Annotated in this window: 14 protein-coding genes; 9 read left to right on the plus strand and 5 right to left on the minus strand. The window is 51.5% G+C overall.

All coding sequences use genetic code 11. From position 1 onward, the window contains the following. Window positions 1–2 precede the first annotated feature (2 nt). Window positions 3–779, minus strand: a complete 777-nt coding sequence (locus CF651_RS21180) for an ABC transporter ATP-binding protein (RefSeq protein WP_094016870.1) — start codon at window positions 777–779, stop codon at window positions 3–5. A gap of 189 nt (window positions 780–968) precedes the next feature. On the opposite strand from CF651_RS21180, the gene CF651_RS21185 reads away from it, so the two are divergent. Beyond that, a complete protein-coding gene (locus CF651_RS21185; RefSeq protein WP_094016871.1) occupies window positions 969–1,862 on the plus strand; it encodes a LysR family transcriptional regulator in 894 nt (297 codons plus the stop codon). 23 nt (window positions 1,863–1,885) lie between these two features. On the opposite strand, the gene CF651_RS21190 is transcribed toward CF651_RS21185, so the two are convergent. Beyond that, the gene (locus CF651_RS21190; protein ID WP_094016872.1) at window positions 1,886–3,493 is read right to left on the minus strand and encodes a sensor domain-containing diguanylate cyclase; all 1,608 of its coding nucleotides are present in this window, start codon (window positions 3,491–3,493) and stop codon (window positions 1,886–1,888) included. A 145-nt stretch (window positions 3,494–3,638) separates the two neighbouring features. On the opposite strand from CF651_RS21190, the gene CF651_RS21195 reads away from it, so the two are divergent. The 5 genes from CF651_RS21195 to CF651_RS21215 all read left to right on the plus strand — a co-directional run bounded on the left by CF651_RS21195 (window position 3,639) and on the right by CF651_RS21215 (window position 9,274). Beyond that, window positions 3,639–3,989 (plus strand): YojF family protein, encoded by a 351-nt coding sequence (locus CF651_RS21195; protein ID WP_094016873.1) that lies wholly within the window; start codon window positions 3,639–3,641, stop codon window positions 3,987–3,989. A gap of 36 nt (window positions 3,990–4,025) precedes the next feature. Further along, window positions 4,026–4,685 (plus strand): bacillithiol biosynthesis deacetylase BshB2, encoded by a 660-nt coding sequence (gene bshB2 / locus CF651_RS21200; protein ID WP_094016874.1) that lies wholly within the window; start codon window positions 4,026–4,028, stop codon window positions 4,683–4,685. 115 nt (window positions 4,686–4,800) lie between these two features. Beyond that, window positions 4,801–7,179, plus strand: a complete 2,379-nt coding sequence (locus tag CF651_RS21205) for an S-layer homology domain-containing protein (protein WP_094016875.1) — start codon at window positions 4,801–4,803, stop codon at window positions 7,177–7,179. 477 nt (window positions 7,180–7,656) lie between these two features. Continuing rightward, complete coding sequence (gene uraA, locus CF651_RS21210; protein ID WP_094016876.1) at window positions 7,657–8,949, plus strand: uracil permease; 1,293 nt, start codon at window positions 7,657–7,659, stop codon at window positions 8,947–8,949. Between the two features lie 100 nt (window positions 8,950–9,049). Further along, a complete protein-coding gene (locus CF651_RS21215; RefSeq protein WP_094016877.1) occupies window positions 9,050–9,274 on the plus strand; it encodes a cold-inducible protein YdjO-related protein in 225 nt (74 codons plus the stop codon). A gap of 272 nt (window positions 9,275–9,546) precedes the next feature. Here the strand turns inward: CF651_RS21215 and CF651_RS21220 are convergent, their stop codons facing one another. From CF651_RS21220 to CF651_RS21230, 3 genes are all read right to left on the minus strand, one after another. After that, window positions 9,547–10,380 carry a 1,4-dihydroxy-6-naphtoate synthase gene (locus tag CF651_RS21220; RefSeq protein ID WP_094016878.1) on the minus strand — a complete coding sequence of 278 codons (834 nt, stop codon included), beginning with the start codon at window positions 10,378–10,380 and terminating at the stop codon, window positions 9,547–9,549. After that, complete coding sequence (locus CF651_RS21225) at window positions 10,377–11,075, minus strand: futalosine hydrolase (protein ID WP_094016879.1); 699 nt, start codon at window positions 11,073–11,075, stop codon at window positions 10,377–10,379. The genes CF651_RS21220 and CF651_RS21225 overlap by 4 nt, the downstream gene beginning before the upstream one ends. A 268-nt stretch (window positions 11,076–11,343) precedes the next feature. Beyond that, a complete protein-coding gene (locus CF651_RS21230) occupies window positions 11,344–12,633 on the minus strand; it encodes a pectate lyase (RefSeq protein ID WP_094016880.1) in 1,290 nt (429 codons plus the stop codon). A gap of 324 nt (window positions 12,634–12,957) precedes the next feature. On the opposite strand from CF651_RS21230, the gene CF651_RS21235 reads away from it, so the two are divergent. The 3 genes from CF651_RS21235 to CF651_RS21245 all read left to right on the plus strand — a co-directional run bounded on the left by CF651_RS21235 (window position 12,958) and on the right by CF651_RS21245 (window position 15,806). After that, a complete protein-coding gene (locus CF651_RS21235) occupies window positions 12,958–13,461 on the plus strand; it encodes a CYTH domain-containing protein (protein ID WP_094016881.1) in 504 nt (167 codons plus the stop codon). A 69-nt stretch (window positions 13,462–13,530) separates the two neighbouring features. Next, window positions 13,531–14,400, plus strand: a complete 870-nt coding sequence (locus CF651_RS21240) for a LysR family transcriptional regulator (protein WP_094016882.1) — start codon at window positions 13,531–13,533, stop codon at window positions 14,398–14,400. A 230-nt stretch (window positions 14,401–14,630) separates the two neighbouring features. After that, window positions 14,631–15,806, plus strand: coding sequence for an MFS transporter (locus CF651_RS21245; RefSeq protein ID WP_094016883.1), 1,176 nt, complete (start codon window positions 14,631–14,633; stop codon window positions 15,804–15,806). The last annotated feature ends 21 nt before the right edge of the window (window positions 15,807–15,827 follow it).

A 15,827-nucleotide genomic window follows, 5' to 3' on the forward strand; every position in this document is an offset into this window, starting at 1 on the left:
AGTTAAATATCCCAGGTATCCGCAGCCGGCGAGGCTTCCTTCTCCAATGCTTTTAACACCTGCGTACGCAGTTCTTGAAAGGAAGTCCCGATCCGATTGCGGGGATAGGGCAAGTCGATAGGGAGGATGGTCTTGATGCGCCCCGGCTTCGCATCCATGACGACAATCCGGTTCGACAAGAAGACCGCTTCGTCGATATCATGGGTGACCAGCAGCATCGTGGTGCGGTTCTCCCTCCAGATGTCGAGCAGCGCCTCCTGCATATGGTTGCGGGTAAAGGCGTCCAGGGCGCCGAACGGCTCGTCAAGCAGAAGCACTTGCGGGTTGCGGAGCAGCGTTCGCGCGATGGCGACCCGCTGGGACATGCCACCTGACAATTGCTTCGGATAAGCCTTCTCGAACCCGGTGAGCCGGACGAGCCGAATCATTTCATCGACCCGCGCTCGGACGACGGGGTCCTTCAGCGGCAAATCCGCGGCAATATTCTTTTCCACTGTCAGCCAAGGAAACAAGCGGTGCTCCTGAAAAATAAAGCCTTTATCCTGGCTTGGGCGATCCACCGGTTTTCCGCTTAAAAGCACTTTGCCTTGATGCTGAAGGTCAAGCCCGGCTACGATTTTGAGCAGAGTGCTTTTGCCGCAGCCGCTCGGCCCGATAATCGACATGAATTCGCCCGGCTTCGTATGGAAGGAAATGTCGGATAAAACGTGCAACGCGGTTCCCTCTTGATCGAACGACTTGGATAAGCCCTCAATCGCTAATTCTGCTGCTGGGGTCATTGCTCATTCACCTCTCTAATTAGTAATCCAATAGAATAAGTCGGTATTAGGTTTAAAAAAAATGCCGATGCTGTCGAAATCGATCGAATTTTATTCAAATCTTGTATCTATATTAATTCATATAAATGAGTATAATGTAAAATATAAATTATCTATATTTGTATAAATGATATTTATGGAGGGGTGAAGATGCGGATCGAACAATTGTATTACCTCGTAGAAGTAGCCCAAACCGGCTCCATCTCTCTTGCGGCAGAGAAGCTTCATGTTTCACAGCCCAATATCAGCTACGCCATTTCATCCTTGGAGGAGGAGATAGGCGTTACCCTTTTCACCCGAACCCGTGCCGGCACACAGCCGACTGAGGTAGGTAAAACGATTATAAGCAAGGCGCAGGACATCATTATGCGTTTAGAGGATCTCAAGGACACGGCCAAGGTTCATTCTTCTTTGTTGAACGAGCAGCTCACGGTGGGTGCCATTTCGGGGATATGTACGAGCTTTTTGCCCAAGATGCTGTCGGGCTACAAGAACAAGTACCCTTACGTGGAAGTGGAAATTATGGAAGGCAACTCCGGTGAAATTGAGGAAGGCGTTCAGCAAGGACAGCTGGATTTGGGGCTTGTCGGGATCCCCGGGGAGCATCAGTTCAAGCACCTCATGGCAGAGAAGTTCATGACCTGCAAAATTATGGCTTGCGTTGGCGCAAACTCTCCGCTTGCAAGTAAAGAAAGTCTCTCGCTCTATGAAATTGTCAAGCATCCGGTCATAGGCACTTCGGAGCACATGCGAAAGGAGCTCCGCAAGTACGGAACCCCGCGTGAAGTATTTCATTCCAGCCGGACCGAGGCCTCCAAGCACGTCATTGCGGAAGGGATGGCTACGAGCTTTTATCTGGATATCGCGATGAAAAGTGACCCCTATGTGCTTACAGGGCTGATCATACCCATTCCTATCAAAGAAGGGATCACGGTTGACTTGTATTGGCTGCACGGCAAAAAAATGCAGTCCGCCGCCTGCGCTGCCTTTCTGAAGGAGCTTATGCTGCAGGTCAATCATGTGAAAAGACTTATAGCGCTGTAACGCCCCGAGCTGATGTGATGGATTCAGCCGCTGTCATCCGTTGAGGCCACAACCGTCCGGTTACGACCGGTTTCTTTGGCTTTATACAAGGCCTGGTCAGCCAAATGAAACAAAGCCTCTGCATTTGAAGCTTGTGAAGGATAGTGGGCGACACCTAGAGAAACCGTAATCATCCCTACGCCAGGACTTGAATTCTGCTCCATATGAAGCCGAATTCGTTCAGCAACGACGCTGGCCGCGGTCAGTGTGGAATGAGGGAGCAATACGACGAATTCTTCCCCTCCGAACCGGCAGCAAATGTCGGCCGGGCTGACGGATTGGATGACAATCCGGGCCAAATGCTTCAGCACTTCATCGCCGATCTGATGACCGTACGTATCGTTAATGGATTTGAAGCGGTCTATGTCCATGACGATGAGGCTAAAGGGAGATTGCTCTAGCGTCCATTGGCTCAATAAGGAATCGAGTGTTCTCCGGTTCGTTAGCCCGGTTAAAGGGTCGGTCATGGCAGCGTGAGCAAGCTGGTCGGTTTGCTGCTGCAGCCCATGAAAAGCATCGGTAATCGTTCTTGTCAGCAAATCGGCTTCACGGTTCCAGTGCTTTGCTGCATCGGGCGAGGTTATCCTGGCTCCTTGCCCCAAGCGGGCTACGAGATCGGCAAGCGATACGAAGGGGCTGGCCAGCTTGCGGGCAATCCATATGGCGATGGCTAACAAGACGATAAATGGAAGAAGCGTATAAAGGAAGATGGAAAGTATGAGCCGGTACAGCTGCTCTTGCACAACGCCAATCGGGGAGTTGACGATGATCCCCCAACCGTTTGCCGTGACAGGCGAATATCCGGCAAGCAAAGTGACGCCGCGCGTATTTACGACAAGCTGGTGGCCGCCATTTCCTTGAAGCACCTTTTGCACGACTTGATTGGCGCTTACATTTTCGCCCAAACGGCGTTTATCCGGATGAAATACCAGATGCCCCGTCGTGTCTACGACGTACAGATAGGAGCCGGATTCATCGTTGGGACTGTTGCCGAATACCGTATTCAGCACATTCGGTTCCTCCAAATAGATCGTGCCTCCGATAAACCCCCGGTACTTGCCGTCACGATCAAATAAAGGCTCGCTCATTAATACGATCAGACGGCCTGTCGCTGAGGTATAAGGCTCCGAAATATATGGCTTCCGCGAGGCTAGTGCTCTCCATGATGCTGGAGTCGAGATCTGCTGTCCGGTTTTACCGACCGAGGCAGGGGCTATGCTGCGGGCGATCCCATGCTCATCGATAACGACCAAGGAATTGAAATAACTGCTGCTATGGCGGAGCAGCTCGAGCTGCTGCTGTATTTCCTGTTCACTCATTTGTCTGTTATCCGATAAATAAGCTGCGGTAAAAACGAGACTGTCACGCATAGATTTGAATAAGGAATCCATTGTCTGACTCATTTTGGCGGCTGTGGAATAATTAAGCCCCTGCGTTGTAATGAAGAGGGATTGCTTGTTCGATTGATAGGAAGCAAAAAGCAGTATCGTGAATGTTAACAAAACGGAGATGGAGACCAGCCCGATTAAAAGTGTCGTGAGACTGATTTTATTTTTACCGAGCCTTGGGTAATACTGGAGACGTTTAGCCATGGAAAGACCCTCTTTTAGCTATTTAAAATTCACTTATTTTATATTATTCGACATTTTTTTCAACAATCCTTTGTTCGGAATGGATTTCACCGGCAGCTGATAAGGACGGTAAAAACGCATACTTTTACGAGGAGAGTGAATTAAAATGCAGTTCATAGATTCAGCCGCCGTACAACGGAGTATTGATGCATTGAAGGAACAGGAGCTGTTTCTCCATCTCGAAATGACGACAGGGGCCTACGCCTCGCATTTGGACAGCTCGAAAATAACGGCCGGTACGTTCATCCGTAACGGCGCCATCCGTTATGCACATGGTTCTATCGCCGGAAGCGGGCCGTATCGGGTCGGTCTCAAAATTGAGAAGGGCTGGGTGTATGCCGAAGGTCTGACGCATTGGGAGCCGGAGGAAGCGGAGCAGGGGCGGCTGATTCTTGCAGGCCATGATCAAGACGGGAAGCTGGTTGTTTCTTTGCAGCTGAGCCGGGAACCATTCTAATCGGAGTCGATTCAAGGAATCAAGGAGGACTGCAAGATGGAAAAAGAACGACACGTGCTGGTCATACTGCCGCATCCGGATGACGAAACCTATATGGCCGGAACGCTGGCAGCTTATATTCACCAAGGGGCGCCTGTGACCTACGTATGCCTGACGTTAGGGGAAATGGGCAGAAATATGGGCAATCCGCTATTTGCCAACCGCGTTACACTGCCTGAAATTCGCAAGAAAGAGCTGGAAGCTTCCGCTCGAGCCATCGGTATTCAAGACCTTCGCAGGATGGGATTGCTGGATAAAACGATCGAGTTCGAGGATCAGGAGCTGCTCATCCGGAACATCGGTTCACTCATCGAGGAGCTGAAGCCCTCGCTCATCCTGACATTTTACCCCGGATACAGCGTTCACCCGGATCATGATGCTACAGGCCGTGCGGTTATCCGTACGGTAGAGCGGTTACCTGAGGCAAAGAGACCGAAGGTTTACTGTGCTGCCTTTTCCAAAGGGTGCCGTGAAATACTTGGACAACCCGACATTACGAATGATGTCACGAATTTTCTGGCTGCCAAGGTGGCCTCTTTTCAAGCGCATCGCTCCCAATTTCAATTAATGGCTTTCCTCGATAATAAATCCTTTGATGATCCTGAGCTGCAAAAACGACTTGGCCGGGAGCAGTTTTGGACGTACCGGTTCGGGTAAGAAGCAGGGGATAAAAAAATTCCAAAATAATACGTTTCCTTCGCAACATTTACCAAATGATTCCCGTCTAGAGGGATAGCAAGCCATTTGGAAATCAAAAGAGGAGGAATTCGTTTTGAAACTCGTAAAAACTGCTGGAACCGTAGCCATTGCTTCAGCCCTTCTGCTCACAAGCTCTCCGCCGGTATGGGCCAATGAAGCAGCGGTAGGCCAGGCAAGTAAAATTGTGATGCCGGTGCCTGGTTCCGCCCAGGTTGATCCCCAAATTACGAAGGAACAGGCGATCGCCGCGGCTAAGAAATATATACAAATTCCTGACGGGTACACGCTGGAATCTGTAAATTTGAACTCGTATATGCTTCGCAACGGCAAGAATATACCAAGCTGGAATTTGAACTTTGTTAAGCGGGTCAAGGATCAGTACTATGGCAGCATCAATATGACGGTTAACGGCTTGAATGGAAAGCTGACAGGCTACTCTATGAATGATAATGATCCTGCGCATAAACCGAGCTACCCTCCGAAAGCCGATTATAAAGCAGCCAAGGAGATTGCGGCGGCATGGATTTTGAAAATGGATTTGGACGCGAAAGAACAGCTGTTGTACAACAATCATGATGAGCAATCGTTCCGCACGCCGCTGGATGGAAATTATCAGTACAACATCCGCTATGACCGTTCCGTGGACGGTGTTGCATTCCCGGAGAATGGCATAAATATCACAGTCAATGGCGAAGGACAGGTTACAGGGTACAACTACATGTGGGATGACACGATCACCTTCGAGAAAAATGTAAAGCCGATCAGCCAGGACAAGGCTGCGCAGGCTTTTCATGATAAAGCGAATGTTTCATTGGCATATATGATCCCTTATCAGGCTTCGGAGAAGAAAAAGCCGCTCATTACTTACACGATGGATATGCTCCAATTAAATGCGGCAAACGGGGAGCCATGGAGCCCGGGCCAGCTGCCGGTTCGAAGCACGGGAAATACCGAACCGCTTACCGCACAACCGCTGGGTGAGGTTCCTTCGGCTTCAGCCGACCTGAACTTGACGAAGGAGCAGGCCATTGCGAAGGTCTCCTCCTCGTTTGCAATCCCCGCGAATGCGAAGCTGGAAGATGCATCTTATAACGAATTTACGAACCCGGAGACCGACCAGGTCAATTCCAGCTGGAATTTGCGCTGGAGTCTTCCTAAAGAAGAGAACAGTGCCGCCGATGCAAGTGTAAAACGTATGGATTATTCCATCTGGGCTACAGTGAACAGCAAAAACGGCGAGATTATGAATTACAATGTGAATACTGGGTATGATCCGACGGGTCAAAAGCCTGTAAATGCCAAGGTGTCTCAAGAAGAAGCGAAGTCCAAAGCGATTGAATTCGTGAAGAAGCAATTCTCTGGGTATACAAGCCAGCTCGTGCTTGACATTATTGCCGAGAAGGACATTCAACCGGAGCTGCTGAAGCAAATGCGGAATTGGGACGTTCATTTCAAACGTGTCATCGATGGAGTGAGTGCCGGATATGAGGGTGTGAATATAGGCGTGGACCGGGAAACCGGTGAGATTGTGAACTTTTATAATTCAATTAGCAGCCTTGAATACCCAAGCAAAAAACCGGACGTACTGGCAATCGACAAGGCAAAGGAGCTGCTGCTCTCGCAGTACGATATCCAATTGAACTATGCCACGGTTGAGAAGCACAATATACCGATGCCGTATGATGTGAAATATAAGCTGATGATTGCTGCAGGCGAGATAGCTCCGGGAACGAATCCGGGCGCAAGCAATGAGCCAACCGTGGCCCAGCTCGTCTACTCGCTTACACCTAAATATACGCGTGAGGCCATCGTGCTGGATGCCCAAACCGGTGATTGGAGAAATGCCGGTACGGGAGAGATCGTTTCTCTGGAGAAGGTGAAGGTGGACGACATTGACGGCCATTGGGCGCAAAATGAGCTTCAGCTTATGCTGGATTATCAGGCGCTGGACGTGAAGGACGGGAAAGTGAACCCGGATCAGTCCATCACCCGGGGTGAAATGATCAAAATGCTCGTGACCGCCATGAACGGAGGCAATGGAGGCATTCGTTATGGCGCGGAACGCAAAGCTTCCTTCGCGGACGTAGCAGCCGGCTCCGCCTACTTTGCTTATGTTGAAAATGCCGTGGACCGCGGCCTTCTCGATCCGGGAGCGGACTTCAAGCCCGAAGCCAAGATGAACCGCGAGGAAATGGCACAGCTTATCGTTAAAGCGCTGGGCTACAGCAGCCTGACGAAGTACGAGGGCATCTTCAATGACAGCTTTGCGGACAAAGCCAAGCTGAAAAATGTCGGTGAAGCAGCCATCGTCGTGGGTCTTGATATTATGTCGTTGAATGACGGCAGCTTCCAGCCGGAACAGGAAGTAACCAAAGCCCAGGCGGCGACGGCGTTCTTCCGCTACCTGCAAAAGCGTGCCGAAATACAAGACCGGCAGCATCGCGTGTACTAAAGCTTTATATTCTGCAAAAAGCCTTTCCCTTGCATGAGAGCTCATGACGGGGAAGGGCTTTTTGCCGTTCGCAGCTATCCAAAGAGACGATCAAGTATATTTGTTGAACTGCGAAGCAACGGAAACATACCGCATAGCGGGTTCAAAACTTTGATATGATGGACGATGGAAATCCGGAAGTACCGCCGCAGTTTAGCTGTGAAGCCTGCGGTGGAGAGATGTACCCCGAATATCAAAACACGATTTCAAGAAACGGCTGGAGCCCCATATCCATTCCCCCATGCTCAAACGTATGGGTTTAGACAAGGACCTGAGGTGCAGCCTCGGATTTTTCTTAGCTGCGGGAAGAGAGGCTTGTGAAAAATTCGGTTCCCCTATTGAATTTAATTATGGTAAGATATCGTTCGGGAGTAAGAAGAAAGCATTTACTTATGGGGCAAGCTAAGCTTCATACCATGATTAGGGAGGTCACACAAATTGTCTCGCATCATTCAAGTTCATGAACGCCCCTCCTTGGGGGAAAGCATTCCGCTGAGTCTTCAGCATTTGTTCGCCATGTTCGGCTCCAACGTGTTGGTGCCCATCCTGTTCCATGTGGATCCGTCCACGATCCTGCTGATGAACGGAATCGGCACCTTGCTGTACATATTGATGACGAAAGGAAAAATACCTGCGTTTCTGGGCTCCAGCTTCGCCTTTCTGTCACCTGTTTTTGTCGTGCTGGGAGGCAAGGGCTACAATGCTGCATTAGGCGGATTCCTGGTCGTCGGGCTCATCTTCACAATCATTGCCTGGATTATTAAAGTAGCGGGTACCCGATGGATCGATGTGGTGTTTCCGCCGGCAGCGATGGGGGCCATCGTCGCGGTGATCGGACTGGAGCTCGTACCGACCGCGGCCAATATGGCCGGTTTTATTGCACCGAGCGGGGCTGGCGCCGATTGGTCGCCAGATGCTACGGCGGTCACGGTTTCGGTCATCACGCTGTTGGTCGGTCTGGTGGGCTCGGTCGTGTTTCGGGGGATATTCAAGGTCATCCCGATTTTAATAGCGATTATTGTCGGGTATGTGCTTGCCGCTCTGCTAGGTTTGGTACATGTAGGAGAAGTCGTCGGGAATGCGCCGTGGATCAAGCTTCCTACCTTTTACAGCCCGACGTTCGATGCAGCCAGTATTTTGATTATTGTGCCGGCGGCCCTTGTCGTCATCGCCGAGCATATCGGCCATCTGATTGTAACGGGCAACATTGTCGGCAAAGATTTGAGCAAGGACCCTGGACTCAGCCGCTCTTTGCTGGGCAACGGTATTTCTACAATGCTGTCCGCGGTGGTCGGCTCTACTCCGAATACGACCTATGGGGAAAATATCGGCGTGCTGGCGTTGAGCCGCGTATATTCTGTATGGGTAATCGGCGGTGCTGCGGTGCTGGCCATCGTATTATCGTTCGTCGGTAAGCTGTCTGCTTTGATCCAGACGATTCCGACTCCTGTGATGGGCGGGGTTTCCTTGCTGTTGTTCGGTGTTATTGCTACATCGGGGATCCGGATGCTGGTGGAGACGAAGGTGGATTATTCCAAGCCGATCAACCTTATCTTGACTACGGTTGTGCTGGTTATCGGTCTTAGCGGGGCAACGCTGAAATGGGGACATTTCGAGCTGAAAGGGATGGCTCTGGCGACGATTGTCACGATTGTGCTGAGCTTGTTTTTCAAGCTGCTGGAAGTACTCAAGCTGACCAACGAAGAGGAGCAGCAGCCTTCGGGTCATTAAAAAGCGAAGACGAAGGGGCTTTGCAGAAAAAGACTTGCATTTTGGGTCCACTATGTATAATAATATGTAGTCTAGATAAAATGCAGGAGGAACGGAAATCATGTCACTTATTACTACAGAGGCACAGGCAGAGGCAGCAAAGGAAGTACCTATATGGAAATGTACGGCAGCGGATTGCAATGCATGGATCAAGGACGAATATGTAACGGAAGCATCACCGAGCTGTCCGTTATGTAACAGTGCCATGGAACGTGATCTTCGAGAGATTCCGGCTGTTGTGAAGAAATTCAGAAAAACATTCATTATGGGAAAAAGACGGTTCTAGTCAAACAGGATGATACATGGAGCGGACCGCAAGTCGATGAACCCTGGAAAAACATAAAAAAGAAGCCTTATTGCGAGATGGTGCAATAAGGCTTCTTTTTTTACCACATAAGAATTTATAAGTTTCCGATGAGTCGGAAACAAAATTCTTATTGGCGATAAAACCAGCCGCTGAACGCGGTCGCTCAGCTTCGCAAGGCTTCGATAGAGGTTTTCTCACCAACAATAGGATTTATAAGCTTCCGAGGACATCGGATGTGAGCATTGGTTGACTTAGGGACGCAGCAAGGCCAGGTCAAATTCGGGCACGAGCCCTTCCTTCGAGGCTCTGTGAAGCAGCGCGGTGATGGCTGCATAGCCATCTTCACCGAGGTTTGCCGTGAACGGGTTCACGTACAGATCGATGTGAGCCTGTGCCACCTCGGGGGACAATTCTTGAGAATGCTGCAGCACATATTCCCTTGATGCCTCGGGATGAGTCCATGCATAGTCCACCGAGGCGCGAATCCATCCCGCAAGAGCCTCCAGATCCATCGAACGCCGTGCGATGATCGCGCCCAATGGGATCGGCAGGCCGGTATCGGATTCCCACCAGCTGCCGAGGTCGGTCATCAGACTGAGACCGTATGTCGGGTAGGTGAACCGGGCTTCGTGAATGACGAGCCCGGCATCCATTATACCGTCGCGAACGGCAGGCATAATCTCGTGGAAAGGCATAATAACAATCTCGCCGACTCCGCCGGGAACTTGCTGTGCAGCCCACAGCCGGAACAGCAAGTAAGCGGTGGAGCGGTCGCTCGGCACCGCAACGCGTTTGCCTGCCAAGGCGGACGGGGTGGTCTCACCGTCCTTGGTCAGTACAAGCGGACCGCAGCCTCTGCCCAATGCGCCTCCGCAAGGGAGCAAGGCATAGTCCTTGAGTACCCAGGGCAAGGCGGCGTAGGAAATTTTGAGCACCTCGGGTCCTGTGCCTTCAGCGGCCCAATGATTTGTTTTGTCGATATCGGCATACGTCACTTTCAGCTCCGGGGCGCCGGGAATGCGGCCGTGAACCCAAGCGTGGAATACAAATGTGTCATTAGGACAAGGGGAAAAAGCAATATTCATGATGTAAGCACCTCCGGTAATTGAGAACTTGCCGCTTCCAGCGCGGCCAGCGCGTCGCCGATGCGCCAGGCGTCCCGGTCGCGGGGACCGACGGGATTCGAAATCGCTCGGATTTCGAGAACCGGGATGCCCCGATGCTGCGCGGCGGTGGCTACGCCGAAGCCTTCCATGCCCTCCGCTGCGGCTCCGGGCGCGCGGGAGGCCAGCTCTGCGGCTCTGTCCGCCGTTCCTGTCACGGTGGTTACCGTGAGGACGGGGCCGCAGAGCGCCGTCAAGCCCGCGGAGCGGAACGCTTCGGTGACCCGCCCTGCAAGGGCGGTGTCCACCGGGACGCGGGCGGAGCCGAAGCCGAGCTCGTCCAGGCTGAGGAAGCCGTCCGGCGTCTCGGCTCCGAGGTCCGCCGCGATGATCTCGCTCGCGACGACGAGGGAGCCGAGCCCGGCTTGCCCCTGGAAGCCGCCGGCGATGCCGGCGCTGATGACAAGCCGGTAATCCGCGGCGGCCAGTGCCGCGGCCGTGCTTGCCGCAGCGCTGGCCGGGCCGACGCCGGCAACGACAACGTCAAAGCGGCCGTCTTCGCGCAGGCCGCGGAGGACCGCTTCCTTCTCGGCTTGGACCGAGGTCATTATGAGGACCCGTCCGCCTTGCTGAAGCAAGGGCGCTGTGGTCCGTATCGTATTTGGTTCTGCATTCATGGGATGTATTCTCCTTAGCCGAAGGTCGCACGCAGCTCATGCGGGTTTCCTTCGTTCATTCATGACACTAACGTTCTTGCTAGTCTATTTCATCATAATACACTTGAGCGCCGAAGAAAAGAAGGACGGCTTGCTGCTGCGGGCTTCGCTGCTGCCGGAGACGCAAAGAAGCCTTCCCGCGAAGGCTACCCCCTAAGCGGAAAGGCGTGAGACGAAGAACCGTCCTTGCAGGATGGCGAAGCCGCCGATCCTCGGCAGCTCCTTGTTCTTACTGAATTTTGCCGGAGCCGGCATTGGCTATGATGATCGAAGGCACGCTGCTTGTTGCGTCGATCGTGCCATAGAGCGAAGGCGTCCAGCCGACGGAGGTGCTAAGGCCGTTGCTCGAGGCAACGTTCACCGAGGTGCCGTTGAGGACGGTGCCGGAATCGTACAAGGTCGTTCCGCCGCTGAATAGGCTTGCAATTTTGGCGGCAGATAAGCCGGGGATGCTGAACGAATTATTTTGCGCGTAAATCTTGGACGATTTGCCTACGCCCCAGGCATAGCTGAACGGGTAGCTGGAGCTGCTTGTGCTTCCTTCGTAATAGTTGTTGTAAATGTGCACCTGTCCGAAACGTACCCGTGGTGCACGTTGGACTACATTTTTGTAATAATTGTGGTGAAGCGTTACTTTCAAATGGCCGTCGTCCGAGGTGGCGCTGTCACTGTTGCCGATAATCGATGTTTTGTCATGGTCGTGGAAGTAGTTGTAAGAGGCAGTAATATAATCTGCCGCATTGGAAATATCCATGGTACCGTCATGGTGCTGGTATTCCCTGCCGAAATAAGTGCCGTTCGTGCTGTCGGGATGCGCGCCGTCGCTGAAGGTACAGTGATCGACCCAAATATGATTGGCTCCCTTGATCGTAATGCTGTCATACATGGAATTCCAGTTGCCGGTGCTGCCGTCGGTCGGATCCCACTGCGGGAAATAATCGTAGGCATCCTGAAATTCAATATTGCGGATGATCACGTTGGTGACGCCGCTTTTTAAATTCAGGTTACCCCCGACAATTTTGGCGGTCGTCCCGCTGCCGACTAGCGTGGTGTTGGAAGGGATGTCGATCATGATGCGGGCCGCCTGATTTTGCTGCGATCTTTTTCTTGCATCCTCCTGCGTGCCGGACGGTACCTTCGAGGTTCCCCATACGGCAGGATCGTAGGCCGCCAAATATTGATTGAAATCATAAACCGGGTCTTTGTATTGGCTCAGTCCCATAGAGTTGTTATTATCGTCCACGTTCATATTGATGGTTCCGGAAATATAAATGATTTTGGGTGTCGTATTGGAGCTCCCTCCGAGTGCAGTAACCAGCTGCTTGCGGTTCGTGACGGTAAAGACGTTGGAGCTGGTTGCAGCAGAGCCTCCGGTGGTGCCTGTGGAGTAGGCGGCCCATCCGTCATTGGAAGCAAGCACTTGATGTCCCAGATCGGTAGCTGCGGTGGCAGGAATAGCGCCTACAAGCAGGGATGCGATGGCTGTTGCGGTTACATAAGAAACCCATTTCTTTTTCATGAACATAACCTCCGATAAAGTAGTTGAGCTGCTGCGATGGCTGCCGTAAGGAGTAAAGGCATCACGCAAAGCGATGTTTATGTAAGCGTTATCCAGTTGATGCCCATATTATGGAATCGGAAGAGATCGCTTGACTATAGTCTATTTTTAACTTTAGCAAGTGCTGCCCGGGGGATTTGGAAGAAAGCGCCAGGCAGGCTGCGGACAAGATCGATTTTAACCTGCTGTCGCATCCTATTTAACTATTTGCTCGACACTGGCGTTACCAAATGAATCCGACTTGTTGTAGAATGGGACTATGAGAAAGCGAGAGGGGAAATCAAGTTGAGTCAGGAAATAGAGAGAAAGTTTTTGCTATCCGCATTCCCGAACCGGGAGCTGGATAATCATGAGATCAGTTTGGTCAAGCAACACACCATCTATCAGACATATTTGGCGTACTCTTCGGATCAGGAGGTTCGCATCCGCAAGCTTGTTGACCGGGAGGGCGCCAGCGAGTTCACACATACGTTCAAATCCGGCCATGGCCTCGTGCGGGAAGAAATCGAATATGGCATCACGGAACCGATATACGAGCAGCTGCTGCGCAACACGAGCTTCATTCCATTGGAAAAAATCCGTACGACCGTTCAAGCCGGTCCGTACCTGTTTGAAATCGACGAGTACAAGCAAATCGACCTGATCGTCGTGGAAGTCGAGTTTCCGGACCTTGAGGCCGCGCAGCGGTTCACGGTACCGGATTGGTTCGGTAGAGAACTGGGTGCGGAGGAAGAGTTCCGCAATAAAACGCTGTGGATCCAGCTGCAAACGCCCGACGGACAGCAGTAGCACGCAGCTTGTAAGCTAAGTCAGGGCAAGGCCTGCTGCTCCGCCCCTTATGATTAGAGGAGTTGACCTATGGAAGATCGGGACTGGCTCATTCTTAAACTGCTGTACGAGCAGCAAAATATTACGAAAACGGCGCAAGCCTTATATATTTCTCAGCCCACGCTTACAACCCGTCTGCAGCAGATTGAGAAGGAATACGGCGTCCAAATTGTACAAAGAGGAAGAAGAGGCGTGCAGTTCACGCCCGAAGGGGAGTATTTGGCCCAATGTGCCGATGAAATGCTCATCAAGCTTCGTCAAATTCAGGAGCATGTCGCTAACATGAATAAGAAGGTAGCCGGTACGCTTAGGCTTGGGGTATCGAATTATTTCACGACGAACAAGCTGCCCGGGCTGCTGAAGCTGTTCCGTAGCGAGTATCCTGACGTCGAGTTTAAAGTGATGACCGGCTGGAGCAAGGATGTGTACAATATGATTTACCATCATGATGTGCATCTCGGCTTTGTTCGCGGACAGTACGAATGGGGAGGAAGCAAGCATTTGCTGTTCAACGAGCCCATATGTGTCGCTTCCAGTACTCCCGTGCGTTTGGAGGAGCTTCCCGCTCTTCCTAGAATTGACTACCAGACCGACCCCTTGTTCAAAGCACTGATTGACGGCTGGTGGGCCGAAAATTATGTTCAGCCGCCTCACATCGGCATGGTCATGGACCGGGGCGAAACGTGCAAGAAAATGGTGATCAACGGCTTGGGGTTTGCTATACTGCCGAAGCTGGTGCTGGAGGATGCTCCGGACCTGTACACCATTGATTTAACCGATGCTTCCGGCGTACCCATGACAAGAAAAACATGGATGTTTTATCATGAGGAATCCCTTCACTTGAACATGGTGAAAGCGTTCGTTCGTTTCGTAGAGAAGCAGGATATATACCATATATGAAGCATCGGTCACGAGTCATATATTGAATGAAGAAGCATACCTCCGGATGTGTATCGAGGTATGTTTTTTTGTCCGTGGAGAAGGAAGTAGAGCAGGCTTGTGCATTCGAAAAACAGACATTGTTATTTTCTATGCCTAGTCATAAAATATTGCTATTTTATCAATGTCATCTCATCTATTACAATGAGCTCACAGCTTGTAACGACTCCTGTTGTAAGAGGTGAGGAAAGATGATTTTACGCAATGTAAATACAATCTCGTTAGGTTTTCAAATGATGCTGAGCATGACGAGGCCGATGATTCCGCTTTATGCATCCAGTCTCGGGGCAAATACATGGGATATCGGGTTGCTGACGGCCGCTTATTCCTTTTTCCCTTTGATGTTAGCGATTTATGCGGGGAGGCTGGCGGATCATGCAGGAGACCGGCTGCCGGTAGCTTCCGGAATCATCGGCTCGATGATCGGTTTAGTGCTTCCCTTTTGCTTTCCTTCGATGTGGGCATTATTCGTATCCCAATTCATTGTCGGCATCTCGCAGGTGTTTATTCAAGTATCCTTGCAAAACGTATTAGGCAATGCCGCGACCCAGGAAAACAGGGACTATTACTTCAGTATGTTCTCGATGACGGTTGCTTTAGGCGGGGTGTTCGGACCTGTGGCAGCCGGGTATTTGGCGGATCACTTTTCCTTTGCCACGGTGTTCCTGACCTCCGTCTTTATGGGGCTGCTGCCGCTTATCCTTTGTCCATGGATTCCGGTAATAATCCGGCCTAATCAGCAGGATCGGGCAGAGCATGAAGGGAGCTCCTTCACACTGCTCAAAATCCCGGTTCTGCGCAAAGCGCTCGCATCCAGTGCGCTGGTGCTGTATTCCAGAGATACCTTTGTCGCTTATTTTCCGCTTCTTGCGATGCATTTGCACATTTCCGCAACCGCCATCGGCTGGATTATTACGATCCAAAGCATGATGATGGTGACCGTTCGCTTCTTTTTATCCCGCTTAACTGTAAGATTCGGGCGCAATCGGATTTTGCTTGCATCCATTCTTACGGCAGGCTTGGCTTTTTTACTCGTACCGTTCGCCGGACGGGTGTATGTGCTCTGTCTCCTCAGTGCACTGATGGGCTTGGGATTGGGCTGCGGCCAGCCTTTGTCGATGACGACAACCTATAATGCATCCCCTAAGTCCAGGACGGGTGAGGTGCTGGGGCTGCGGCTTGCCGCCAATCGGCTGTCTCAATTGATTGCGCCGCTTTTTTTCGGTTTGCTCGGGAGTTCCGCGGGATTGATTTCCGTTTTCTATGTTAGCGGCGCTTTCTTGATCGGCGGAGCTTTTTTGACGAAATCCAGGGACGAGGAGACGATAACTGCAAATGGATCTACGGTATCCACAGGCAAGACGTGAGACCCAGAATAGGACAACTTT

Origin of the sequence: Paenibacillus rigui, from assembly GCF_002234615.1 — a bacterium.
In the GTDB taxonomy this organism is placed as follows: domain Bacteria; phylum Bacillota; class Bacilli; order Paenibacillales; family NBRC-103111; genus Paenibacillus_S; species Paenibacillus_S rigui.